The sequence below is a fragment of the Alicyclobacillus vulcanalis genome (assembly GCF_900156755.1).
Lineage (GTDB): Bacteria > Bacillota > Bacilli > Alicyclobacillales > Alicyclobacillaceae > Alicyclobacillus > Alicyclobacillus vulcanalis.
Genome location: NZ_FTOO01000006.1, coordinates 1 through 24,014 on the forward strand (window position 1 = coordinate 1; position 24,014 = coordinate 24,014).

26 protein-coding genes, 1 tRNA gene and 1 pseudogene are annotated in these 24,014 nt (G+C 54.4%); 4 read left to right on the forward strand and 24 right to left on the reverse strand.

The window, feature by feature from the left end; all coding sequences use genetic code 11:
- Window positions 1-534: 534 nt before the first annotated feature.
- The 7 genes and pseudogenes from BW934_RS07850 to BW934_RS07865 all read right to left on the reverse strand — a co-directional run bounded on the left by BW934_RS07850 (window position 535) and on the right by BW934_RS07865 (window position 2,929).
- Window positions 535-1,083, reverse strand: coding sequence for a GNAT family N-acetyltransferase (locus BW934_RS07850; RefSeq protein ID WP_143232581.1), 549 nt, complete (start codon window positions 1,081-1,083; stop codon window positions 535-537).
- 59 nt (window positions 1,084-1,142) lie between these two features.
- A pseudogene (locus BW934_RS14800) lies at window positions 1,143-1,427 on the reverse strand (IS1595 family transposase); the annotation flags it as partial.
- A complete protein-coding gene (locus BW934_RS07855) occupies window positions 1,405-1,755 on the reverse strand; it encodes a hypothetical protein (RefSeq protein WP_076346851.1) in 351 nt (116 codons plus the stop codon). The pseudogene BW934_RS14800 and the gene BW934_RS07855, both read right to left, overlap by 23 nt.
- 111 nt (window positions 1,756-1,866) lie before the next feature.
- The gene (locus BW934_RS07860; RefSeq protein WP_234969683.1) at window positions 1,867-2,046 is read right to left on the reverse strand and encodes a universal stress protein; all 180 of its coding nucleotides are present in this window, start codon (window positions 2,044-2,046) and stop codon (window positions 1,867-1,869) included.
- A 250-nt stretch (window positions 2,047-2,296) separates the two neighbouring features.
- Window positions 2,297-2,389, reverse strand: a tRNA-Val gene (locus tag BW934_RS14965).
- Window positions 2,390-2,508: 119 nt separating this feature from the next.
- On the reverse strand, window positions 2,509-2,709 hold the full coding sequence (locus tag BW934_RS14805; protein ID WP_143232583.1) for a hypothetical protein: 201 nt from the start codon (window positions 2,707-2,709) through the stop codon (window positions 2,509-2,511).
- Window positions 2,710-2,746: 37 nt separating this feature from the next.
- Window positions 2,747-2,929 carry a hypothetical protein gene (locus tag BW934_RS07865; protein ID WP_076346853.1) on the reverse strand — a complete coding sequence of 61 codons (183 nt, stop codon included), beginning with the start codon at window positions 2,927-2,929 and terminating at the stop codon, window positions 2,747-2,749.
- A gap of 755 nt (window positions 2,930-3,684) precedes the next feature.
- On the opposite strand from BW934_RS07865, the gene BW934_RS07870 reads away from it, so the two are divergent.
- Both BW934_RS07870 and BW934_RS14810 read left to right on the forward strand, forming a co-directional pair.
- The gene (locus tag BW934_RS07870) at window positions 3,685-4,296 is read left to right on the forward strand and encodes a hypothetical protein (protein WP_076346855.1); all 612 of its coding nucleotides are present in this window, start codon (window positions 3,685-3,687) and stop codon (window positions 4,294-4,296) included.
- Window positions 4,297-4,494: 198 nt separating this feature from the next.
- The gene (locus tag BW934_RS14810; RefSeq protein ID WP_143232585.1) at window positions 4,495-5,076 is read left to right on the forward strand and encodes a hypothetical protein; all 582 of its coding nucleotides are present in this window, start codon (window positions 4,495-4,497) and stop codon (window positions 5,074-5,076) included.
- Window positions 5,077-5,279: 203 nt separating this feature from the next.
- On the opposite strand, the gene BW934_RS07875 is transcribed toward BW934_RS14810, so the two are convergent.
- From BW934_RS07875 to BW934_RS07890, 4 genes are all read right to left on the reverse strand, one after another.
- Complete coding sequence (locus BW934_RS07875) at window positions 5,280-5,669, reverse strand: hypothetical protein (protein WP_076346857.1); 390 nt, start codon at window positions 5,667-5,669, stop codon at window positions 5,280-5,282.
- A gap of 139 nt (window positions 5,670-5,808) precedes the next feature.
- A complete protein-coding gene (locus BW934_RS07880) occupies window positions 5,809-7,920 on the reverse strand; it encodes a glycoside hydrolase domain-containing protein (protein WP_076346859.1) in 2,112 nt (703 codons plus the stop codon).
- The gene (locus BW934_RS07885) at window positions 7,913-8,482 is read right to left on the reverse strand and encodes a hypothetical protein (protein WP_076346861.1); all 570 of its coding nucleotides are present in this window, start codon (window positions 8,480-8,482) and stop codon (window positions 7,913-7,915) included. Before BW934_RS07885 ends, BW934_RS07880 begins: the two co-directional genes overlap by 8 nt.
- Entirely contained in the window at window positions 8,472-8,840 is a 369-nt protein-coding gene (locus BW934_RS07890) for a hypothetical protein (RefSeq protein ID WP_076346863.1), read from the reverse strand. Before BW934_RS07890 ends, BW934_RS07885 begins: the two co-directional genes overlap by 11 nt.
- A 41-nt stretch (window positions 8,841-8,881) precedes the next feature.
- Here BW934_RS07890 and BW934_RS07895 point away from each other — a divergent pair, with 41 nt between their 5' ends.
- Entirely contained in the window at window positions 8,882-9,649 is a 768-nt protein-coding gene (locus tag BW934_RS07895; RefSeq protein ID WP_159437303.1) for an HNH endonuclease, read from the forward strand.
- A 6-nt stretch (window positions 9,650-9,655) separates the two neighbouring features.
- On the opposite strand, the gene BW934_RS07900 is transcribed toward BW934_RS07895, so the two are convergent.
- The 11 genes from BW934_RS07900 to BW934_RS07955 form a co-directional block, all read right to left on the reverse strand.
- Window positions 9,656-9,949 carry a hypothetical protein gene (locus tag BW934_RS07900; RefSeq protein WP_062306537.1) on the reverse strand — a complete coding sequence of 98 codons (294 nt, stop codon included), beginning with the start codon at window positions 9,947-9,949 and terminating at the stop codon, window positions 9,656-9,658.
- A 5-nt stretch (window positions 9,950-9,954) separates the two neighbouring features.
- On the reverse strand, window positions 9,955-10,458 hold the full coding sequence (locus BW934_RS07905) for a hypothetical protein (RefSeq protein ID WP_076346867.1): 504 nt from the start codon (window positions 10,456-10,458) through the stop codon (window positions 9,955-9,957).
- 70 nt (window positions 10,459-10,528) lie between these two features.
- Complete coding sequence (locus tag BW934_RS07910) at window positions 10,529-10,759, reverse strand: type II toxin-antitoxin system HicA family toxin (RefSeq protein WP_076346869.1); 231 nt, start codon at window positions 10,757-10,759, stop codon at window positions 10,529-10,531.
- 1 nt (window position 10,760) lies between these two features.
- Window positions 10,761-11,201, reverse strand: a complete 441-nt coding sequence (locus BW934_RS15220; protein ID WP_234969684.1) for a type II toxin-antitoxin system HicB family antitoxin — start codon at window positions 11,199-11,201, stop codon at window positions 10,761-10,763.
- Between the two features lie 388 nt (window positions 11,202-11,589).
- The gene (locus tag BW934_RS07925; protein ID WP_076346873.1) at window positions 11,590-12,339 is read right to left on the reverse strand and encodes a C1 family peptidase; all 750 of its coding nucleotides are present in this window, start codon (window positions 12,337-12,339) and stop codon (window positions 11,590-11,592) included.
- Window positions 12,340-12,399: 60 nt separating this feature from the next.
- The gene (locus BW934_RS07930) at window positions 12,400-12,906 is read right to left on the reverse strand and encodes a hypothetical protein (RefSeq protein WP_076346875.1); all 507 of its coding nucleotides are present in this window, start codon (window positions 12,904-12,906) and stop codon (window positions 12,400-12,402) included.
- Window positions 12,907-13,058: 152 nt separating this feature from the next.
- The gene (locus BW934_RS07935; RefSeq protein ID WP_076346877.1) at window positions 13,059-13,694 is read right to left on the reverse strand and encodes a DUF4376 domain-containing protein; all 636 of its coding nucleotides are present in this window, start codon (window positions 13,692-13,694) and stop codon (window positions 13,059-13,061) included.
- 831 nt (window positions 13,695-14,525) lie between these two features.
- Window positions 14,526-15,581 (reverse strand): hypothetical protein, encoded by a 1,056-nt coding sequence (locus BW934_RS07940; RefSeq protein ID WP_076346879.1) that lies wholly within the window; start codon window positions 15,579-15,581, stop codon window positions 14,526-14,528.
- A gap of 18 nt (window positions 15,582-15,599) precedes the next feature.
- The gene (locus BW934_RS07945; protein WP_076346881.1) at window positions 15,600-16,331 is read right to left on the reverse strand and encodes a hypothetical protein; all 732 of its coding nucleotides are present in this window, start codon (window positions 16,329-16,331) and stop codon (window positions 15,600-15,602) included.
- Window positions 16,328-17,428 (reverse strand): hypothetical protein, encoded by a 1,101-nt coding sequence (locus BW934_RS07950; RefSeq protein WP_143232587.1) that lies wholly within the window; start codon window positions 17,426-17,428, stop codon window positions 16,328-16,330. The genes BW934_RS07945 and BW934_RS07950 overlap by 4 nt, the downstream gene beginning before the upstream one ends.
- Window positions 17,429-17,430: 2 nt before the next feature.
- On the reverse strand, window positions 17,431-18,834 hold the full coding sequence (locus BW934_RS07955; protein WP_076346885.1) for a hypothetical protein: 1,404 nt from the start codon (window positions 18,832-18,834) through the stop codon (window positions 17,431-17,433).
- Between the two features lie 68 nt (window positions 18,835-18,902).
- Between BW934_RS07955 and BW934_RS07960 the strand changes: the two genes are divergently transcribed.
- A complete protein-coding gene (locus BW934_RS07960; RefSeq protein WP_076346887.1) occupies window positions 18,903-19,589 on the forward strand; it encodes a hypothetical protein in 687 nt (228 codons plus the stop codon).
- A gap of 24 nt (window positions 19,590-19,613) precedes the next feature.
- On the opposite strand, the gene BW934_RS07965 is transcribed toward BW934_RS07960, so the two are convergent.
- Both BW934_RS07965 and BW934_RS07970 read right to left on the reverse strand, forming a co-directional pair.
- Complete coding sequence (locus BW934_RS07965; RefSeq protein WP_159437304.1) at window positions 19,614-23,765, reverse strand: phage tail tip lysozyme; 4,152 nt, start codon at window positions 23,763-23,765, stop codon at window positions 19,614-19,616.
- A gap of 41 nt (window positions 23,766-23,806) precedes the next feature.
- Entirely contained in the window at window positions 23,807-23,992 is a 186-nt protein-coding gene (locus BW934_RS07970) for a hypothetical protein (protein WP_076346891.1), read from the reverse strand.
- Between the last annotated feature and the right edge of the window lie 22 nt (window positions 23,993-24,014).

A 24,014-nucleotide genomic window follows, 5' to 3' on the forward strand; every position in this document is an offset into this window, starting at 1 on the left:
GAAGACGGTCGATATCGTCCCGAACGGGACAAAGCTGACCGATGTCACACAGTACACACAAACGGTGAATTTACACCTCTTGACGGGACACTACCCTAAGCTTGCTCCAGGAAGTAAAGACAAACTATCAAGTAGAATCGTGGTGACACCCACTTCCTTATGCGCAAACAAATAACTGTCCGATACAGCCGCAGCAGCGCCACCAGGTAGAGAAACTCCATGAGCAACCGCTCCCACTGGTCGGGCCCATGCTCTCAACACCGAAACGGCCGCCGCGCCAGCCGAAACATCCCCGGCGATTTTGCCACGTCTTCAACCCAATCCCCCTTCTTTTCTCCTCCCGATGATTCAAGCGCACCTTCTGTTTTCCCTGTTCATGTCCCGCTTCATTCGTCGCCTTCGTAGACTCAAACACATTCCATGAGCTTGCGTCTGCGAGTACGCCGCTTGCGCCCGCCTCACCACGTGCGAAGTCCACTGTTCGACCAATACGCATGTTCGTCGGTGAAGTTGTCAATTTAGTAGGACCATAGGCTATTTGTGAAAGAGACCATCCAAAGAGGACCACCCGTAAATCACTTCTTGAATATTTTCACCACAAAGTTCAATCGTTCTTACGTAAACTTTCTGACCACCGAGTGCTTGGTAGAAGTTCCTTGCCGACATGTTATCCGAAAACACGACAACGAACATGGAATGAGCGTTATGTTCTTTGAGGTACTTTGCAATTGCACTCACTAAATTGCGCCCAACGCCCATGCCATGATGAGTCGGTAAGATGTAGATTCCGTATAACTCACTGTCGAAGTCCTGCACTTTTTCTCTTGCTAAACCACCCATAGCGTATCCGATAATGGAGTAGCCATCTTCTGCAACAAAAAGGGCGGCCTTACGTTCCTTCTTTGCCAGCATTCGCCGAAATCGTTGTTCGGCCCTTTCGTAGGACAAATCAGCAATAAAGGCTTGAGGAACGATGCCTCGATGGGTTTCTCTGAAAACCTCGACATTGACCCGGGCGATGGTACTGAGATCACTCTGTTTCATTTCACGAATCTGTATGATAACTGACACCCCCAGTTTCACGATCCCTAAACAAGTTGTTAGGTGGCTCGTAAATCTTCAAACGTAATGTAATTTCCTTTTTACATATCCAGTAGCAAGGACCGTTTCGCTTCATACGGAGACAAACTTTTGTATCACTAAGGAAATTTAAATCATAAAAGATAGTTGTACCTAGTGGCAACACCGTGGAAGCGTTCCATCCACTTCTTCAAGCGTTTGTGATATGAGTTGACATGCTGAACATGGTGTATGCCCTTACGAACATACACACCCTTCCGCACGTTAATGACTTCGTGATGAAGCCCCATCATCCTTGTAAATGCAATGTAATCGCGAGCAGAGTCAGGACAAAGCAAGGAGCCTGGCGGCATGAGCTTGCGCCTGCGAGTACGCCGCTTGCGCCCGGCTCACCACGTGCGAAGTCGATCGTTCAACATCGTCATGAGTCGACTTCGCACTGCGTTCTTCACCTGTGCTTTCGCTCTCAGAAAACTGAGAATACAACCGATACGCTTCATCCGAAATCGTGATGTGCACGGGCGACAGCGATACCATCGGCTCTGTCTCCCACTTCACCGCGCGTTCTGCGGCCGAGTCTTCACGCGGTTCGCTTCTGCCGTCCGTGATGCTTGTCTCGCGATACGCCGTATGACGCGATCCATACCGGTGCTCATCAACACCGTAGGGTCTCATGCGAATTCCTCATCGCCACAAATGGACTAAGCATTCTCACAACTTGAGTCAGGATATCCATTGATGGATGGAGGATCCTCTACGCTCATGACCAAGGTCAAAGTACTCGGCTTACCTCACCACCCACACCACCTTCCTCGCCCGGTGCATCACTGCGGTGCTGACGCTGCCCATAAGGACGCGATCGAGCCTCTGCCGCCCGTGCGTGCCAATGACAATCCAATCCGCATCCACTGCCTCCGCCACATCCACGATCACGTCCGCGGGCGCGCCGTACTCCTCGCGAAACACCGCACGCGCCGCACAGGGCGTCTGTCGGTCACCGCTCACCTGTACAAGTATGAAACGGAACCGGTCAATCGAGAGACAGCGGATCGGCTTGAGAAGCTAAACCCTTTCGGCTCCGGCTCGAAGCCGCGCTGAAGCGTATTATCCCAAGATGATCCCAATCCTCGTTTTTGCGGAGTTCATGAGCCCCCACCATACTGTCCTATCAAAGCAAAAATCCCTTGCTGCACAAGGGATTTCGGGACTTGTGATATGGTGGGCGTTGACGGGCTCGAACCGCCGACCCCCTGCTTGTAAGGCAGGCCCGGGCGCAGTTCATTGGAAATCGTGAGTTGCAAGAATGCCCGAAAGACAGGCTCTTTCGGGCGTTCATTTAGATCATCACGTTCCAGTTTTCTGCTCCCTTGATCACCGTTTTGATCCCACGCTGATCCCAAACGGTTCTCCTCTATCACTTAGCGTGGCTCATTGAGACCAAGATGGGTGATCCAGTCGTCGTTTTTCTTCGACAGCACGAATGGCTTCTAATTCCGCGGCTATCCCCAGCTCTTCCATCACGATGGGATAGAAGAACTGCGCCATCACCTTCGCAAGTCGCTCTGGTTCAGGATGTGGTACCTCTTCTACCGTGATCCGAATTCCTTTAGCGCGTTTGATGAATACCACCTCCACATGATACTGATGACTAAGATTTGCCGCGCGATTATAAAATCCTCTCCATCCGTTTGCGGTTCAGAAACATCTCTGCCGCGCTGCGGGTCGATTCGCGGAAATGCTGGTCGACGTACTCCTCGAGCACCCGCACGCACAACTGCTTCGCAAGGTCACGTCGTTCTTGAGCATCCACCTCCCGGCCGGCTTCGATTTCGACGGACGACCATTTCAAACCTCGCCACCGGCCGCGCTACAAAGCCTACACGTCTCACAGCGCGCAAGCTGATGGTGGTGATTCGGGAGATCGATCCGGGGGCGAGATTTGAGGATTTGTGGGGCTAGGGCTTTCCTTAGTCATACAACGCTTTGAGCACGTCTTCTATTTTGTAGACGGTAGTTCTACAGTTTGTGCTCAGAGTATGAGCCGCCACCGCCTTCGACCGTCGATTGGGGTTACGTGTGGATAATGATGACAGGGATACGGTGTGGTTTGCGCGAGAGGAAGATGGGGTGGTGTGTCAGTACGTGGTTGCGGTTCAGCCGAAATAAAGGAGCGTCCCGGCGTATAGGACCTGCCATCTGTCCAGGCAATTCAAATGGACACGCTATGCTCCTCAAACCGAAGAGCGATTCTCTAGGCCCAACCGCTTTTCCGCAACAGCCAAGGAGTCAGATCCCGCCCATCATTCATGCGCATCACTGCGGAGTCGCGGGAGCAGGCTGTCCAGGAGTTCGCATATTCATTTGGACTGAACGTCGTTAGTGATGGGAACATGGTGCAGTTAGTGTGGGATCATAGTGGTATGTGTGTATACTAGGTAAAGCCCAATTGAGACACCGTCCTAACCATTTAGAAACAATCCGGGAAATGCGTACGCGAGGCGTTTCTCCAACCTCCCTCCGTCAACATTAATTCCTGTTGAGACTGAATCGACTGTTCGCATATGATGTAGATGATCTACTTCGTAATTACCGGAGGGGTTGTCCATGGATTTGAAACTTACCACAATCCGTATAACAGCTGTGAAGCAAGTGGGGGAATTGTCTGGCGCGAGAGTAAGGGCGCTGCAACCCATGGAACAAGAAGGATTTCAATTGGTTAACCAAGCTCCGGTAGCGATCTTATTTGTTAATCCCGTTGAAAGGAAACATATCGTTGTTACAAACAACGAAATAACTGCGATGCTCCAAGGTGACAATCTGGATGTACAATATGACTTTTTCAGTGAGTATCTGTCTAAAATCTTTGATTTGTTACAATTAGATAGCAAAGCGCAATTTAATTTCGAGATTGGTGCACAGGGGAATGTTTTCAGAGACACTATGACAGGATCAATCGAGCACTTTGTACATGGTGTGGATCTACACCCATGGATTAAGGGTATCGGCTATCGCTTCATTATTCAACACGGCGATCTTAAAGGTGATTTGCGGATTGAGCCTTTAATCGCGGATCCCACCCGCGCGTTCGTTTCATTGGTGATGGGGTCTGACGCCATGGTTACGATGGATGAATTCACGCACACTATAAAGAACGCATCTGAGAATTTAATCTCATTTGCCGACAATTACACCCAGATTCTGTTGGGCCAAAAATAAGCGGGTGAGACATTTGAATCCACGAGAATTTCACAGGCTTGTCGAATTGAAGCTTGCTGAAAAGGGTTACTTTTCCATGCTCCCTGAGGAACGTGCACAAAAGACAATAGAGGCTTTCAAGAACGCATCTGGATCATCCACCATTAATGTCGAAGCGCTCAAAGAGGCTTTGCGTGAGCAACGTGGGGGGGATCGATGATGGGCAATATTTATTCTGCGTTGCGGAATGACTGGCCAAACATGCCCACCCCGCCTTTTTGTTTGATAGATAATAGCTCCATCATCGATGCCTATGCTCCTTCGACGTCTGCTCTGCAAGCTAAAGATCAACAAGAAACCTTGGATGCTATTGGGGAATTGGTTAGACGTGGCACTATATTCGTGTATACATTACATAATTTAGAGGAAATTTCTAGTGCAGCATACAAAGCTATTTATCAACAGGAAGCGGTACGCCGAGGCATGAAAAAGAGCGAATGGCGCAAGCTAGCCAATTCGGATCCCTCATTGCGCCCATTAATCAGACAAGAGTACGACGTTATTGCGACAGCGTTGACGAAAGCTCCGGGCTTTATTTACATGGAGATAGACTCTGGTGAGGAACTAGGACTTGAGTTTGTGAATCAAATGGTTGCTACTGGACAATTCATGCAAGATAATAAGTACTCTGTTATAGGTAAGTCTCTCGGTATAACGGCGATCTTCGCGTCAGATTCAGGATTCAAGAACTCACCTCTGGATTTATATACAGTTAATAGAAAAATACTGGAATCAACATGATCCCCCCCCCCCCCGCCCCGCAGGGCGGGGCTTTATTGTGTTACGCGCTCTGATGCGCGACCTGTCCATCGGCAGCCTGAGCCTGTACGGTCTGCGGCCAGGGCCGCAGTTTCCACTGACTCTATGGTGTTGCCGCTATCAGTTCGATGTTTCCGACAAAAAATTTCTGCCCGATGCCGTTGAAGCACCGGGCCTGGATGTCGTTACTTCACCTTGCTTTTCGCCACTGCCTGCTCAATGAGCGTCGAGACGAGCTCTGGCACGTCACCCACGACTTTTTCGGCCAGCTTCACCAGGTTCGCGCCTTGCGAGAGAACAGCGTTCACGGCGTCCTGCTTCACCTTGGTGGCGAGTGCGGCGTTCCACACGCCGTTCGCTTTAGCGTCGGCCACGATGGTCTGGTTGAACTGCGCCACGACGCTCTCGGCAATGGACGCGAGTCCGTCAATGGCGCTCTGCGCGGTCTGCGAATGGATGTACTTCGGCACAACTTTGGTCGTCAGATACGTCAGCGCGCCGCCGACGGCGAGGCCGAATGCACTCAGCACGTCCTCGAGGATTTGAATCTCGACACTGGTGATGGGTGCAGCCATCAGAATCCCTCCCCAAAATGATGAGGCCCCACGCTGGTCTGCGCAGGGCCGGTTTACACAAATCATCGATTGTTGTGTTACGGTTTACACTTTTTCTGACAACCTTAACGTGAAAAATCGAGCAAAATGACAACCGCTATCAGAGTAACGCCTTCGCCGCATTCAGTGCCGCTTGCAGCGCGTTGACCAGCGCCTCCAGTTTCGACTTGTCCACGGTGACGCTCGTGCTCTTCTGCGCAAGCGCCAACAGGGCCTTATACATCGCATGCGCCGTCTGTGGGCCGTAGATGCCATCGACGGTGAGCCCGTGCTGCAGCTGGAACGACTTCACGGCTGCCTGCGTCTGTGGCCCGTAGATGCCGTCCACGGTGAGATGCAGACCGAGTACTTTGTTCAGGTCTTCTTGCAGCTGCTTCACGGCATCGCCCGTGCTTCCGAGTTGCAGAATCGTCACGCTATCACCTCCGTTGCTCGGGGAAGGTGAAGGAGTTGGGTCGGGTTTGGGTGTTGGCGTTGTAGATGGCGTCCAGAAGCCGGGGTCTGCGTACACATCGCTCACGTCCACCTGCACGCCGCCGACCACGACATCGTAGGTGTGCTGGTACATGGCGCGTTGTGCATTGACTTGTCCATTCGACCACGCGCTTGTCTGCCAGTACCAAAGTTTGTCGCCGTAGGTGTTGTACAGCGCATCGATGACAATCACATCGCCATACGCGCCCACCTTGTAGTCCGTGGCTTTGCTCAAGAGGACGCCGAAGTATGCGATGATAGCGTCCATGTCATTGAGGGCGGCGTCGTAATCGACCGTGAAGGCGATAGCCGTGCCCGTGGGTGCGCCAAGGGCCTGTGCAAAAGCCACCGCCGCCGCTGCATCAACCTGAGCCTGCGACGTCGTAAAGTAACCCGAGTACGTCGGGTCACTCTCCCAGATGAGGCCGAGTTTCAGTCCGCTCGCACGGATAGCCGACACTTCATCGGCGGTGAGAGACTTAGACCAGTTTCCGAGATACCGCATGACGGCCTTATACCCAGCATCATAGATGGCCTTGGCCGTAGTTGCGGTGAGCCTTGTCGCGCAGTCCACGGCTTGGTACAGGACCTTGTTCGACGGTTTAGGTGTTGGTTCAGGCGTAGGCTTGGGAGTAGGCGTCGGTTTGGGCGCGGGTTGTGGCTGCGCCTCTTCCACCGTGATGGTCGTGCTCGCAGTCAGGTTCGCCCACGACGCCGTGAACGTGTACGTCCCAGGATTCGAGGCCGACCATGGGAAGCCGTTCCACCCCTCGAACGTGATGGGGATGGACGACGGTGACTGGCCATTGATCGAGATGTCCACGTACTGGTTCAGGAGCGTTTGTCCGTTGTTGGTCAGGCTCACGCCAATACCGATGGTCTCGTTCGTCGAGAATGTGGACTTGACGTTGCCGTTCTCATCGGTCGCGCGAATCTGGAGGGACAAGCTCGGCTGGACAGGCTGTGTCGGCTTCTGTGGGATGTCCATGACAGCGGCGTCGAGCATGTACTTTTGCAAAAACGCCTCCGAGAAATACCCGAAGCCATTGTTCCCGTAGTCCGGCCCCCACGAGTTCTGGAACTTGTACAGGTAGCCATACGTGGGGTCAGGCTGATACCCCACCACGAGGACTTCGTGCCCGACGCCCTGTTCCACCGTACCGCCGTCCACCACGTACAAGCCGTCATACACCGTTGGCAGATAGAGTTCGCTGGTCACTTGGATGGCGATGCCGACCGGCTTACCGCTGTCGAGCATCGCGCGCAACGAAGCCGTCGTCGGGCTGATGACCGTCACAGACGACGCCTGCAACACGACGTCCGACCACTGCGGCTGGACGTAGAGCGTGTTTTCGCTGAGCGGGTCCACGCTCGATGGCACGACACCCCAGACCATCGCGCCCGTCGCCACGGCCTCGAAGGTCGAGCCTTTGTCCGCCGTCAGATCGCCCGTGATAAGGCGGCCCCAGTAGTACAAGCCATTCACCGACGGGTCCACAGGCTGCGGATAGCCGTACTTGTTCTGGAGCCACCAAATGTAGTCGCGCACGGTGCAGGCCGTGCAGGAGCCCTCCGCCAACTGATTGATGACGGGTCCGCAATACTGCGACAGGTCCACGCCATTGCCGGAAGACTCAGGTTGCGCCGTGCCTGCGATGAGATTCTGCCGTCGCCTGATTCGTCCGAGATACCTGTCCGTGATTCGAAACGTGTTGTACTTGAGTGCCGCTTCAGGCATGATGCGCCTGCGCCTCCTTCATGATGAGCTTACCGTCGTCGCCGAGTTCCGCTTGACCGCTGGCGAGCAGTCGCCACTCCTCATCCGTGAGTAGAATGTCCACGCCGTCTTTCGCTACGAGATCGGACAACCACTCAGGAGCCGTGGAATGATGGATGCCGACATGGCCGTCACGGTGATGGCGTTCACAGAGCACGATGAGGTTTCGGATGTCGTCTGGCGATTCTACGGGCTGGCCTTGCATCTTGGCTGCAAAGCCGTAGGGATCAAAAAAACCGTGGTCCAGCAGGCGTTGCACCTTCGCTGGATCAACGGCAATCCATGCGGCCCACTCGACAAGCCAGTGATGGACTTCGCGGTTATGGTACGCTTCCGGCGGCGGTTTGTCTGGCCATGCTTTCATAGCACACTTGAAGCACGGGAGGTTGAGTTCGTGGACGAGCTTGCGCTTGTTCGCGCGGAACAGTTCGCTTTCCGTCCTTTGCGAGTGCTCCGGGAACACGACGTATTCCGTGACCTTCTCCGTGACCTCATGCTCCTCCACGACGCGGTTAGCAGTCATGCGCACGCCTCCCTAGTTTTGCTTCGAGTTCGCGATGGATGGTTTTGAGTTCTGCGATTTCGGCCTTCTGCTCCTCGTGCATGCGCCTTAATTCCGCGAGTTCACTCATCACGGTGTCATGCGTCTCGTTGAGGATGGCCTCTGTTCTGTCGCCTTGTTCATTACTGACGAACGCTAGCACAGGTAGTGATACGCCTTGAAAGAACACAGATACGAGAAACAGTATCCATCCCTGGGCACCTTCTGGCCTTTGGAATAATATAGTAGCCCATATGAGTAGTGTTAAAATCCAAAACAAGGTCATTGAAGACAAAGCAGCCGCTAGCTTGGAAGCGATTATCTTGTTTATCTTTTGCATTTTTTCACCTCCATAGATAAAATGATTATTGGGTGATGTTCATGGATGAAATAATCGAGCTTTATGAACAGGGGTATAGCCAACTGCAAATTGCTAGGATGCTTGGTGTTTCCCAAACCAAAGTGAGGAACCATTTAATTCGCATGGGCATCAGGTTGCGAACGAGGAGTGAGTCACACCAAAATCGAAAGAAACTTGGCTTGAATAGACGGGATTTCGTAGGAAGAAAGAAATCTGGAGGTTATTACAAAGTCTATGTCCCGGATCATCCCTATGCTGATTCTAGGGGATACGTTTTTGAACATAGGTACATAATGGAACAAATTTTAGGTAGGTATCTAGAAGATGATGAAGTCGTTCATCATATCAATGGCGACAAAACCGACAATCGACCAGAAAACCTACAAGTAATGAAGAGGGGCGAACACACCAAGCACCACATACAAGAAAGTCAGAAGAGCGACGAAGATTGTATACACGCACTAACATGGTTTTATGAAACGTATGGACGCTCGCCCAGATGGGAGGATTTTTCATTTGAGAGCGAATTGATTCCTGATGACTTTCCGTCGGCAGATGTGATTATGGATAGATTCGGAACATGGCGGAAGGCACTTATAGCTGCTGGATTGCCTTTGAATAGCGGTTACAGACACAATATTTATCAGTCAGATATCAATGTGCTTCTGGAGTTACATCACAAACATCCAGACTGGTCATGTGTCAGATTGTCCAGGGAACTTAAAAATCGTGGGATTCAGATGAGTTATCCAACAGTGAGAAAGTACCTGGAGCTTCACATTCAGTGAAGCTCCTCACTTTCCACCACCCCAATAAATCCACTGGTGCAAGTACTCAAACCCGAGAATAAACAGGCCCACAAGCGTCCCGACTGCGCCTGTGAGCCATGACCGCCAGTGCGTGAGCTTATCGACCTTGCGGACAAGCTCCTCGTGCTCTTCCCTTGTGACAAACTTATCCATCGTTCGGTCCTGTCGTTTGAGGTGATCCGATATGTCCTCGATTTTGTCCTTGATTTCGACGAGCGTCGCCTTAATCCACTCGTTGTCCGTCTCCAGAGAAGCGAGCTTTGCTTCGTTCTCGCCCATTCGGATCACCCCTTGCCAACAACCTCAATATGGATGCGCGGGTCAAGCGCAAGCGTCGAAGGCGTCTCGTCGTTCACGACAATCCCCGCTTGCCTGAGCGCCCATCCCACATACGTGGAGCAGTACCGCGTTTTGTGCTCCTCGTACTTTTTCGAATAGCCCGTGATGGCCTTCACGGCCAACCAGAAGATACCCACCCAGTCATACGGATAGCCATTCTCCTGCGTAAGCGCGTGCAGGAACTGCTGGCGCTGGTCGTAGGTCATGCCGACCACATGGCCGATGTCGTACTCGCCCGCATATGCGCCGATTCGCCCGGTTCCTGACACGCGCAGGCCCTGCGCCTCCGCGATGTTGTTGCCGCCGAGATAGACCGCGACGTGGGTGTAGAGACGCGCGAGCGGCAGTTTGTCCTCACGGTTGATGAGCAGTTCACCGAACTTGATGGCGTCTGCAATCGGATCCCACCAACGCCCGCGCACAAAAATGAGATCGCCAGGTTGGAGCACCTTTCGCTCCCCCTTTCCTAAAAGCAGAAATAAAAAAGACGCCCGTAGGCGTCATCATGAAGGGGGTTATTCATTTACCCAAAATCCGAATCAATTCCTCCACCGTCAGACCGGACTGTTGAAGGATATTCTTCAATGTGCCTTTTCTTAAGTCCTTGTTGCCGTGAACTGGTATCGGAAAAGGCGGAGAACCATCCTTCCACATGATGTAATGAGAGCCCTCGATACGCCTTACAGTCCAACCTGCACGTTGTAGTGCAGAAACAAGTTCCTTGCCTGACACATTGGGTAACTCGGGCATATCATACCTCCACGTATCGAACGCGGAGTGTTGGTTCTAACCCGAGTTCCCTCCGCACTTCAACTAAGCCACGAATGGCTTCTTTGATGTTTTCGAGCGCTTCCTCTTCCGTGTCTCCTTCTGAGAAACAGCCCGGAATAACAGGACACTCCACTACATATCCGCCATCCTCATCAGGCTTTAGTATCACAGGATAAGTCGTCATATTGTCACCACCCGCATAGTTCAGGTCTATCCTAGAGCTATGCGGTTTATGCGTTTCTAAACTCAAGTGATTCCATCCATATTCCGCGCTTTCTGTGGCGCTCATGATATACACGTGGCCATCTGCTCCGGTTGCGGCGAATTCCGCTGTCACCGTTATGCGGCCGAGGATATCTATCCATTGCTTTGGATTTGCGCCAGAATACCACCTGTTTTGTGTATCGGCTTTGTTGACCAAGGCGCTTTTCATCCATCCTCACCGCTTTCTTCGTTACCAGCATTTGTGACTCTTAGAATGAGACGCGCCAATTCTATGGCGACGTCTCGTGGTATGGTGACAGAGCAGTTAAATTCACGCACGACCGTTAACTCGTTAGGATCCTTCTTTTCGTATTCTGAGTACCATACGTTATCGGTGAAGATCTGGCTGGACATCACATTTGGGGGTATGAATTCTTCACAAAAGCTAATCACGATATCGTTATACGGGTTGGGTTGCACAAATGCAGCATTAGCGTAGACTCGCCGAAAGGACTCACTTTGCTTATTCTCATATCGAATTTTCCTTGGCTGTGTATCCATCTGTGCACCTCAATTACCCGTAAACTCTACTTCATCTGGCTACATTATGACGCTTGCGTTGATGCAAACGCAAGGTCGTCGATGACGTATGCCTCGCTCACGAAGTCCTGCCAGTACTCAAATGGCATCCAGAAGTAGCCGCCGATGCCCCAGTCAGCGCCCCACGAGTTGCGGATGAGGAACAGGCGCTTGCCGACGTCCATGCCGACGGCCACCATCGCGTGACCGCCGATGGGCTGTTCATACGGCGCAGGCATGGAGAGATAGCCTGTCTCCGCCACTTCTTGCGACTCAAGCTCCGAGAACACCGTCGCGCCGAACAGGATGGGCATGTCGTTGCTGAGCGCGTCCATGGCGTAGTCTACGAGGCGAGAGAGTGGCAAGCGACGGACGAGGTTGAGCGGCAACTGGGAGCCGGGGATGAAGTCCTGCTCAGGCGGCGGATTGGTGAAGTCCGATGGATGGTACGGGTCATCCTGCTCGGGCATGACGCCATATGTGGCGAGCACCTGCACCGCGTCCCAGATGGTCGCACCCGAGTCTTGGAAGATGGTTCCCTCAAGCTTGCGCTCCTCGTAATACTGCGCGAGTTCGCTGTACTCCACCCACTTATGACCGTGCTTCACGCGCCATGCGGCGTACCACGCCGTAGCCGCGAAAGCCGAACATGCCCCGAGATCGCCTTGAAAATAGACAGGTCCAAAATACTTGCGCAGGTCAACTGTCACCTTGCCGTTGCCATGCGGCTGATAGTACGGAACGGTGGCGGTTTGGAGATAGCGGTACTTCGGCATGGACAGCACTCCTTTCAGACAAAAGAAGAGCGCCCTCGGGAGGAGAGGCGCTTCGTTCGCTTAAGCGTTGCTGTTGCTGTTGTTGTTTGATGGCGGATTGCTGTTTTGCTGTTGCGCAACAAACTGTGATGCATACGCAAGGAACTGGTAGTACGTAGGCTGATCAAGCGTCGGCGAGCACGCTACTGGAACTTGTGCCATGACATACGTTCCGTTGATATTGGCTACCCAGTACGCAGTTCCGTCAGCAGGGATGTTTGCAAGGTCTGCCGACCCTGGAGCTAATCCGAGTGTGAGACCACCATAATGCGGGTCAGTAGGGCTGACGATTTTCATCGTCTGCTGGGCGATTTGCAGGGTCTGTTGCAAGAGTGTGCTGAGATTTGGGCGGTTTTGGACGAACGGGTCCTGTGGATTCTCATCATAGAACTCATCCTGGATTAACGAGCACTGCTCCCAGAGCGATGCGGGGATGCCAACCAAGCTAGGGGCTACGTCGCCATCATCCGTGATGGAAGATGGATACCCGTTGACATTCTTCTGCGGATTGATCGGAACATCCGTCATGTTACATACCTCCTAGGATAGATTTGATTGGCGGATCATCTCCACCAGCAGTGGTCGGATCACTCGATCCGGCCACCTAGCTGGAGACGATCATCCTTGCGAAAATGGGCATGAAAAAAGCGCCCCCAAAAGAGCGCTGAGAAAACAGGAGGTTATGCCGATGGACTCGTGCTACTACTGTTACTGCTCGAAGAACTTGGCGCAGGTTGAGGCGTGTACGTGCCGGGCGTCCACGTGATCGCTTGCACCTCTTCGATGGTCGTGGCCGCATTGATCTCCGCCTCAAGCGCCCATAACTGCTGTTCTTGCGCATTCAGGAAATTGAATCCGTCCAACGCAAACTGTTTGAACTGCGCCTGCGTCATCGTGACCGGATTCCCTTGGATGTCCTTCACGGTAATCGTCTGTGGTGCAATACCTGCTGCAACGGTCGCCAAGATGCCTGCCCACTTTGCACTCGCCGTCTCGTCGATCTGATACGTGTCGGCTTGACCGGACGCATTCGATACGAACCCTGCTTCGATAGTGGCGTTGTACCCTTGTTGGATCAGTTGCAGTTGCTGTTGTTGTACCTGCTCAAGCGGAGTGACCGAGGCAGGCGGCTCATAGCCAACGTAGGTTAACTGTCCGTTCTCATATCGATACGCGAGAGGGTTGAAGAGCGCTTGTTGCACGTTCGGATCGGAATTGTCGAGTTCGACGAGCGTCCCGTATACAGTGGATGGAGGAGAGCCAAGGGTAGTTTGCTGGATGTAGCCATCTGGAAGAACATCGAAGTAGACCTGCATTAGATGGTCACCCCTTGGATAACATATGAAGTGGTAGTCGGCACTAAAATGTTTGTTTGCGCATTTGTATAATTACTTGTACCTTTTAAATACGTATCCGCTCCTATTACAATAGACTGACCGCTTGTTAATATCTGTGGAACAAACGAAGGGATATAGGATATACTATTATTGGAAACTCCGGACGTGTACCCGGGTTCAACCCAATATGGGACTATATCGGGCCTGATATAAACGGCAGTTGTAGATAACGATTGAAGCATCCCGTTGATAGAAACCATATTCCCGAATCCGTTGGCATATGACGATACGTTTGATGTGTTATTGGTAAAATATAGCCCTTTTATTAACCAATTTTGTCCCGAAGGAACTGTTATTGTGGTTTGAACAAAATTAATACTCGGAAGCGATGGCATGTTTGCAGAGGAGTTTGACGTTGGCTGAATAGAGAGTGTTACAGATACCGTTTGGCTAGAGGTATTCACTGAATATGTTCCAAAAATCCATCCAGCGTTTGTAACGCTGGACGACGTACTAATGATTAACAATGGGCAAGTATAACTTGGTGTTGTGAAATAACAATATATTGTTGTTATACCGGATGGATAGTTAAAAGATGCTGTCAAACTAAAATTGTTAGCAGAGGGCACGTTAAAATTATAATTCACCGTAGCGGTCATTTGCGATCCGTTTGAAAAAGAACAATAAAAATAGTAGTTGCCTGTAGTCGTTAATGAACCAGATCCAAGACTACCATTTATAGTGGGAGAAATATTCCCACTCGTCACTGTACCCTGCATATTGATCACGCTATATGCCACGTCTCTCACCTCACATCAAGATAAAAGCCGCCTGTATGAGTTGTTGCCACGACGGCGCTAACTGGTTCCATTGCGTACCATCGTAGAAGTACATTGCGCCGCTCACCATGGCGATTTGACCAACAACAGCCGTTGAAGGAAACGATGTCAGGTTCGGATACACCCAATAGCTGCCCGTAGTGTTGGTGGTCGGCGCAGTTTGGCCGAGGCTCGCGTCTGGGATGTTGTCCAGATACGTCGTCGTTACGTTATCGCTGATGGTTGCCACAAGTCTGTAATTGTTCGTGTTCGCCGTGTTCGACGACGGCATGGCGGTCGACGTGGACGATGGCGGCTTGGTGATGGTCACGGTGAGGGTCGAACCACTCACCGAGGCCGACACGCCCGCCGAGTTTCCGCCCACATACGTGACGGTGCCTGAGCTGCTGATTTGTGCGTATTGACCTTCTCCTCCGCTTGACGTGCCCATGCCGACGAGGATGCCCGTCGCACCGTTTGGCAGCGTGACGGAGAACGTGATGGCATAGGCGTTGGCGGTCGAGATCGTGATGCTAGCCTCAGACGAGCCCGGTGTGGTCGTGCCTTGCGAATTCATTAGCGCGTAGTTCACGTAGTACGTCGTGGCCGCGAGCGTTGAACTGGAGTTCGAGACGGTCGACAAATTCAACGCTGAACTCGGATTCGGAAGCGCTGGCGAGCGATAGATTCGGCGTGCGATGACGGTGCTCGGCCCAACGGGAATATTACTAAGCAAGATAGACTGATTTTGCGCGGTGACGGCGGAGCTCACAGGCCCGATGGGCGTTTCCCCTGTGACTTGCATGACACCGTTGGATGCCATGACACCAGTCACAAACGTGACGGCATACCACTCGGTGTTGTTGATGTTGCCCGAGCCTGCGATGCCGTTGGTCGCCACAGTTGGCGCACTTGATGGCGGGTTTGTGGGGCCGGGGAGTTGGACGTAGCCGATGTCCACAGTCCCATTCAGAAAGCCGATGACCTGATTGATGTCCGATGATTTAGGAAGACCACCCTTTTGCACTGGCTGCAGAGAGTTCGACACGCGTTATCACCTCCATCCTCATACCGCCTGCAGATAAACCGTCCACTGAATCACAAGCTGCTCGCCTTGTCCCTTCGTCACCGCCTGCGGAAACGTCACGTGGCCCCATAGATTCCCGCTAAAGAGCACCACCTGCGTCCCCGACGCATGCGCGTACTGGAGACCGTTCTGAAGCGTAAGCGTCGTCGCGCCTGCGGATACCGTCTGTGCGATGCTCGCATACTCCGGGTTTGCACTGTCGTTGATGTAGAGCGTGTTGTACTGGCCGGGGACCGTCGAGCCGTACAGTGCTGGCATGCCATTCGCCAGCGTGATGGACTTAGCGCCTGCTGTGACCGCACTCGCGAGCGTTGTCGTCGTCACGTTGGCGTCCCAAAGCCCCGCCTCGGTGTAAGTGCCGCTTGGGTCCGTCGTCTGGTACGCAACCGTCATCTGCGCCGCAAAGCCCTGGAACGGGCTCGAATACGAGAACGCCCGGCGCGTGTTGTAGACCTCTGCGAACATCGCGAGGTCGGTATGGCTTGCTGTGCCTGTCCCTGTTCCAAGCGAGATGTAGAGCGGCCTGCTGGTGAGTACCGACCCCGACTCCTGATTCGGCGTGGTCAGGATGAGTTGAGCCAGCACCGCACGCGCCCAGTCTGTTGCGGTGTTGTGATACGTCTCATCGGACAGCACGCGACCATGCGCGTCCATGCGAATGACGCGGACCTCACCCTTAATGCCAAGTCCGCTTCTGCTCGCTCCACTCATCTGACCACCACCTCCGAGAGTTGCACAGGCGCTGACGTTGCAGGCGCAGGTGCCATGCTGGTCAAGTCATACTGACCTCCGTAGTCCCAGTTCCACGGCGCGACTGTGTACCACCAGATGCCATTCACCTGTGGGGATTGCCCGCTGCTGTTTGACGTGACGCTCACCTGAAGCTGCACGTTTTGGCTTGTGATTTGCGAGCCAGGTATCACCCACCACGAGTACCGCATGTCGTCCTCCGTCGTGACCGTAGTCCACACGGGGTTGATGTACCCGCTCGTCTGCCACTGCGTGCCGACGACGGGGTGATAGGAGCCGTTCTCGATGATGGTGCCGGAGCTATCCTGGATGGACAGCACGACGCCTGTCGGGCTTGGTGTCGCGCCTTGGTTGATGCACGAGATGGAGACGAGGTGCCAGCCTTCGTTCAGATAGGCCGTCCCTGACCCTGGCATGGTCACTGTGGCGTACTGCACGACAGGCGCGCCATCGATGAACAGGTTCGCCACGCTGTCGCCCGCAAGATAGACCGTGTACGTCCCGTTCGACGGGAACCATACCCACTTCTGCAGGAGCCACTCGCCAACCGGCGCGGATACGTTCGCGTTCGCGACTGGCCCCATCCACACGGCATTCGGATCGGGCCATCTTGAAGGTACTGTCATGACGCCAGATTGCACACGTCCCAGTGGAACGGTTTTGGACCAAGAAAAGAGGTCTGGCGCATAGACCAACGTCTGCGCCGGATCCAACCGCGTGATAGGCGTCATGCTGCCGCTCCCGACAGCCACCGACAGCGATACCGAGGTGTTGATGGGCTTCTGCGCGTCCAGCCGTAGGAGCCAGCACAGGCCATACGGCTCGGTGAGAGAGTATGTGCCAGGCCCGTTCGTAGCCACGTACTCGCCCCACCCATACGGATACCCGGCCTGCACCAGCGTTGCCTCGATGACGTCTTGCAGGTTCATGTTGTCATAGGGCATCGCGAACTGCGTCAATACCTGATTCGACGGCAGCCCGGACGGGTACGCGCGGTTCAGGGTGGATTGCATGATTTGGTAAAATACACTGTCGTGAAGCGGCACAAGTCCCACCATCCTCAAATCTCAAACGGAATCGACGAGAAGTTGACCGTCGTCTCAAACACCCAGTCCCCGCCGGGCTCGACTTGGATGATCTTCCGCTGAATGCGAGTGACGTAGAACGTCTTCCCGTCGTAATCCCCTTGCATGCGCCGCTGAGAGCGGAACGTGAAGTACTGCCCCACGCGCCATCCGCCCACATAGGAGCAAAACTGGCCCTGGATGATGGGCATCGCGTACTTGTTGAGCGTCATCTGCGCGCGCTCTTGTGCGAGCGTGGGCAATTCCGCTGATAGGGACGGATCCATGCGGTTGTACATGTAGATCCCGTCCGTGCCGTCGATGGAGGCCATGTACGCCTGCGATTGCGGGTCGGACACCCCAACCACCGTCTGTGTCATGGGATAGTACGTGACCTTGATGACCGCACCATTGGCAGGCGCTGTCCCGAATCGAATGGTCTGCTGCGAGAAATTGACGTACACGGTGTTCGGCTCGGTGGGTCCGCCTGGCGTTCCATCGATTAGATCGAGTGCGATCTGCTGCTGGACGCCGTTGACGCTTACCGTGATGTTACTCACATCGTTTGGCGGCTGATAGCCGAGCGTGAAGACCGTCGTGTTCCCATCGCCCGTGAAGCTCTCGGTATAGAGTTGCTGTTGAGCGACGTAGATACCCGTGATGTACACGACGTTCTTGATCTGGCTTGTGTCCTCGCTCAGCTGCAGGTCCACCCACTCCGCGAGTTGTGACGGTGCGAGCGCAGGGTTCTCAATGAGGTCGTCGGCATTGAGCGTGTTATTCGTGAGCGGAGAAGTGAAGAACTCCGTCTGATAGAAATTCACGTCACGATAGAAGTCGATGTACCAACCCCAGCCCGTCATGTCGGCCAACTGTGAGACCACCTGTGACGGCGGGATGTACACGAACTGCAAGATCGGAAGCGGAATCTGCGGGAACTGCTGCACGTTGTTCGTCGTGAATGTGCGCGTGTTTCCCGGCGTGTTGACGTACTGCGCAACGATGTCCGCGATGAGTTGCTGAACCGTGATGCCCTCTTGATACGTGGCGTTCACGAGATGGCGGTCGAACCATTGGGTGTAATCAGAGCAGTTGCAGTGGTAGACCATCAGGTTCGGCTCGAGTTCTTCTTCTTCGGGGTTTTGCAGGATGCCACCGAACTCACGTTCTCCGTTCGCATTCAGGAACACGACTTCCTGCCCCGCCTTGGGCCGAGCGATCGGCCAGTACCACACACCGTTCTGATACGTGCCCCGGATGTACACGTCGAACCGGGCTGTCGTCTGCTGCACGCCGATGTCCTGGTCAATCTCCACGGAGTCCAGTTCGACCCACCAGGAACCATACTGGTTCATGCCTCCGATGTACGACACGCCTTCGATTTGGATGTCGACACCCAATGTGCATCACCTGCAACTCTGTGTGCAGAAAATTGTGGTATCCTTGCTAGCGAAGGAGGTTGATGCGCGTGAAAAGAATCGCAGGTTATGTAGCAGCATTTGCAGCAGGCACGATGTTCAGCGGCGCAGTGGCGTATGCCGGTACGACGGTAGTGAAGGCCGTGATAGGCGCTCCAGCGGCCATCTCCGTCAACGGCAACAAGGTGGCGACGTCCCCGACTCTGACCTACGGCAAGACCACGTACGTGGCCCTCAACAGCGTCGAGCAGGCCTTGCAGTCCGCTGGCATGTCCCCGTCTTGGTCGCACAATACACTGAGCCTATCGTCCCCGCAGTATCTGCTCTCCACTGCTTCTGGTGCTACGCAAAAGGTCAGCGTGAGTCAGTTGCCGTTTACGTTCCAAGCGAGCGATGGCACGGTCATCACCCTTCAGAGCGTGGACGCGACATCCAGCGGGACAGTTCTGAACGTAACCGTGGCAAATGACGGTTCGAAGCTTGGGCAAGATGGTCTTAGCGTTTTTCAATTCAGTTCCCTAGCAGCTGGCGGCCAGGGTATAAAACTCGTAGATGACGCAGATTACGATGGAAATACTGATCCGTCAACGTCAGCTTTGTACGGAAACATCAATCCTGGCGAGAGCGTTCAGGACACGCTGACCTATCAGGCGCTTCCCTCGGGTGTATCCGGGTTCACGTGGTACTTCAGCGACTTTGATGGCAACAACTACGGCGTCTACATCAGCCTCCGGTGAGGGCGCATGCTTCGCGCCCTCCCTTCATGTCCAGTCGAAGTTCCCGCGCCGCTTGAGATTCTGCACCAGTTCGTTTGCCACCACCTGCGCGAGTTTTCGGGCTGTTGACGAGTCGGTCAGCTGAGGCCCATTGACGTTCACGTTGATGGTAAGCGCTCCGCTTCCACCTGCGCCTCCAGCCCCCAGCCTTCCAATGGCACCAGGATTGACCGGGTACTCGTTTAGCGGTAGTACCATCTCCGGCCCCGCCTCGCCGATGAGTGCAAGCGTGGGTGAGGTCACAAGACCACCGGATGCGAGCTTGGGAACGGATGTGCCCTTTTTAACGCTACCGGAGGCAGACGATGCAGAAGCCGCGGATGCAGCTGCGGCTGCATACGCTGCTGCCTGAGCCTGTGCCACAAGCTGTGCAATTTCCGACTGCACATGCTGTACCCACTGGCTGAAGATGTTTTCCGTCTGCGCACTCCAACCCTCCAGGGCCTTCTCCACGGAAGACGACCACTTCTCGAATGTCCCAAGGAGCACATTCAGCGCACTGCTTAGCGTCTTCTCAACCTGCGTGGCCCAGGTTCCGATCTCCTTCTCGGTGTTTGTCGACCACGTCTTGAACTGTGTCACCTGGTTGGTGGACCAGTTCTTCACGGTTGTTTCAGATTGCGAGGACGCTTGCGTTACGTACTTCGCTGCCGTTGTGGAGGTGGTCCCCGTCGTCTGTACCGTCTTGGCATAGGTATCGAGCGATTTCTGCGCAGTCGAGGCCGCTTCGGAGACCTTCTTCGTTTCCTCCGATGTGGTCGATTTCTTCGAAGTGGTCTTTTCAGACGACGGCAGTTCCGATGTCGTGAACGGCCCGTAGATGAGATGCGTGCCAGTCGAGGATGCGAACGCACGGTAGATGGCTTCGGCGTAGTTTTCGCGATTCGCTAAGGCGGCTCCAGAACCCGCTTTTTCGTAGTTCTCCTCGAAGTAGACCGCAGCTTGTGCGGGATTCATGGAATTCAGTTTTGAGATGTTGACGTACTGGCCGGATTGAATCTCGGACCACAGGAACCCAAGCTGAGCGGCAAGATTGCTCGCGGACGTGTGATTCTTGCTCGCATACTGCACGAGTTCGGTGTACCGCGGCCCAAGCCACTGTGCAATGCCAAACGCGCCGCTCGATGAATTCACCGCAGTCGGGTTCAGGCTCGACTCTTGCATGAGGTTGCCCATGACGCCTGCGGCTGCACTTGGCGTCAGACCTTGTGACCGCAGATAGTTCCAGATTTCCTGTGCGGTGGAGTTGCCCTTCAAGTTTGGTAGCGGCGTTGAAGGTCCACCGCCTGTAAAGAAGTTCTTTACCGCTTGCCATGTCGCACCTAAGTCAGAAACCCACTGCTGGAATCCCTGCTTAATGTCCTGGAACGCGCCAGATACGGCACCCCAGAGGCCGCCTGCCCAAGTTTGCAGGTTAGAAACGAATGAATCAAAGCCACCTTTAGCTCCGTTCCATAATGCAGAAGCCCACTTGCCAACCGAGGACGTGAAGGCATTCCAGTCCTTCACCGTGTTGTTCCAGAGACCAGATACGAAGTTTCCCAAACTCGTCTGAAACGAGTTCCAATCGTTTACGACGTTATTCCAGAGGTTTGATACCCATCCACCGAGGCTTTGCTGAAATCCGTCCCAATCACTCTTGACTTTTCCCCACAGGTTATCTACCCATGTTGCGAGATTGGAGCGAAAGTTATCCCAGTCCTTAGACACCTTCCCCCATAAACCAGATGCCCACGTGTGGAGGTTTGAGGACCAGGTATCGAAGTCTTTCTTTACATCGTCCCAGAGACCTCCCGCCCATCCGACGAGATTGTCTTTCCACGTCATGAACTTTTGCCATGTTTCTTCTGACCATGTTTGGAGTGTACCCTTTGTGTCATTAGCCCAAGTGCGAATTCGCTCCCAAGCATTGTCCGCCCATGTCTGGAGCGTGCTCTTCGCGTTATCCGCCCATTTTGACAGCGTTTCGTAGGCTTTATCTACCCATCCTTTCACTGCCCCCCAAGCTTTGTCCATCGCTGGACCTATCTGCTTCCAGTGTGTCACAAGCTCGTAGATGCCTACGCCGACTGCGGCCATCGCGGCAACCACGGCCAGAATAGGCGCATCAATGGCGGAAAATGCCGCAAGAAGTGCGCCACCGACGACCTCAGCGACGTCAGCTAATGGCGCTGCCACAGCGGCCAGTCCGTCCATCAGCGAACTGAAGAGTCCTCCAAGGCGCGTGAGAGGTGCAGCCAGTGAGGACAACACGCTACTTAGACGACTCAGTAAGCTCACAGATTGCGCCGCTCCGGCCACTGCAGCTTCAGCGCCCGTTGCCGCAGCTTCACCTCCAAGCGCCACGGCACCCTTTTCACCGCCACGACTCAGCAGGTTGAAGATGCCGCGCCCGGACTTACCGACGAGTTTGCCGACAGACATGCCCTTTCCAACTTCGCCGATGAGTCCAGCACCAGACATTACGTCTGCCGCAAACGACGCGGCTTTGAGCGCCGCAATCGCCCCGAGGATGGCCGCTGGCAGTGCGCCGAGGTCCTTCACCACGGCGTTCACGATGTTCCCCATCGCCTGGAACGGGTTCTTCGACTGGGTGATGGCGTTTGCCACGTCCGTGAGCGCCTTTGTGATTTTCTCCACCAACGGCGCTAGGGCGACGGCAAGCTGCGTGAACGCCAGCGAGAGCTTCTGCAGGCTCGCTTGCAGCGTGAGGTTCTGCTGCACGGCCGAGTTCAGCTGCTGCGGTGTCATGTTCAGGTTGATGCCAGACGTCTGCTTCTGCAGCGTGTTCCAGTTCGCAAGCATCGGCGCAAGCTGGCTTGTATCGGTGAGGTTCAGGAGCTCCGATGCTTGTTGCCCACGACCCTGCGCCAGCAACTGCCGATACCGCACGCCGATGGTGTTCAAAAGCTCCCAAGGGCTTGTCGTGAGTGCTTGGCGGGTGATGCCCAAGCTCTGCAGGATGATGGCTTGTTGGGACAGTGCACCTGAGCCGACTTCCGGCGTGAACTCCTTCTGCAGGTTGCCCATGAGGTTCTGAAGAAACTGCACGCCGCTTGTCCCCGTCATGCCCATGCTTGCGAGCATCGCATAGGACTGCGCGGCCTCGTTCACCGTCTGGTTGTTCAGCTGCATCATCTCTTGGATGGCCTGCAGATTGTTCGTCGAGTTCGCGATGGACTGGATGCCGTAGTAGCCCATCATCGCGTTCATGCCATACGTCAGGGCACGCATCGGCAGTTCGCTCAGCATGCTGTTGATTTCCGTTGCGCCCTTCGCCCATGCCGGAGTTGGCAGTTCCTCAGGCTGTGCCTTTTCTTCCGCAGGAGCGGACTGCGCCTGCTGTTGCGCCGCCTGCCACTGCGCGAACTTCTGGAACTGCTCATAGAACGCCTGTGGTGCCTGCAAGTCGCGTTCTTCTGGCGACGTCTTGCCCCATCCCATGTAGGCTTCCATCGCCGCCTGATAGTCTTCCTTGAGGGCGCTTGGGAGCTTATCCTCTTGCAAGCCGAGGAACCACTTCTCCGCCTCTTCCGGCGTCAGGTTCGGCAGGTTCACAACCTCAGACGAACGCTTCTTCGAGGCTGTGCTCGCTGCTGTCACCGACTTCGTGAAGTCCGCGAGCACGCTGCTTTTTGCCATGTCGGTGATCGCACGCAGCTCGTCCGCAATCGCGGCAAGTTCCGTCTGCACGCCCGCTAACGCCCCGGACCATCCCGCAAACGGGTCCTTCGATGCCGTGTCTCGGATGGACTCCACGGATTCCTTGACGTCGTTCAGTTCCGAGTCGGTGCTTTCCGCGCCCGTCTGCCACTCGCGGAATGGGTTGCCTACGCCATCTGCGGCGTCTTTAACCCCTTGCAACGTATCGCGTAAGCCCTGGCCTTCCTTCTGGGCCGTCGCGAGGTCCTTGGCCAGGTCCTGAATCCCTTTGGATGATTCAACGATGCCATCCATCACGGCCTTCAGAGCGTCAAAGTCGTCCGACAGCGCGCGCACGGCGTCCGAAAGCGCGGCAGCCGTATCCTCCAGGTCGGCGAACGGGTTGAAGTCATTGAGCGAGGCCAAGGCTTTTTTCAGCGTGTCGAGAGACGCGGCAATCGCCTTAAGTTCCTTGCTCGCCTGGTCGTCGGCCAAGATGGTCATCTTTAAGTCATACGGTACGACTTCGCCCATGTTCACTCACCACCCCTTCGCCGCGCGCGTTCTGCCATCCGCTCGCGCGCTATCGCTTCAGCCGATAGATAGATGAGCCACCGTTGCACGGTCTCGCCGTCGATGTCCTCAAGTTCCCGAGGTGTCAGGCCCATCTCCCGGCACAGCCGAAACTCGTTGTACTCACGTACCATCTCTTGCAGCGCCACGTTCTCCTGCGCCTGTTCCGTT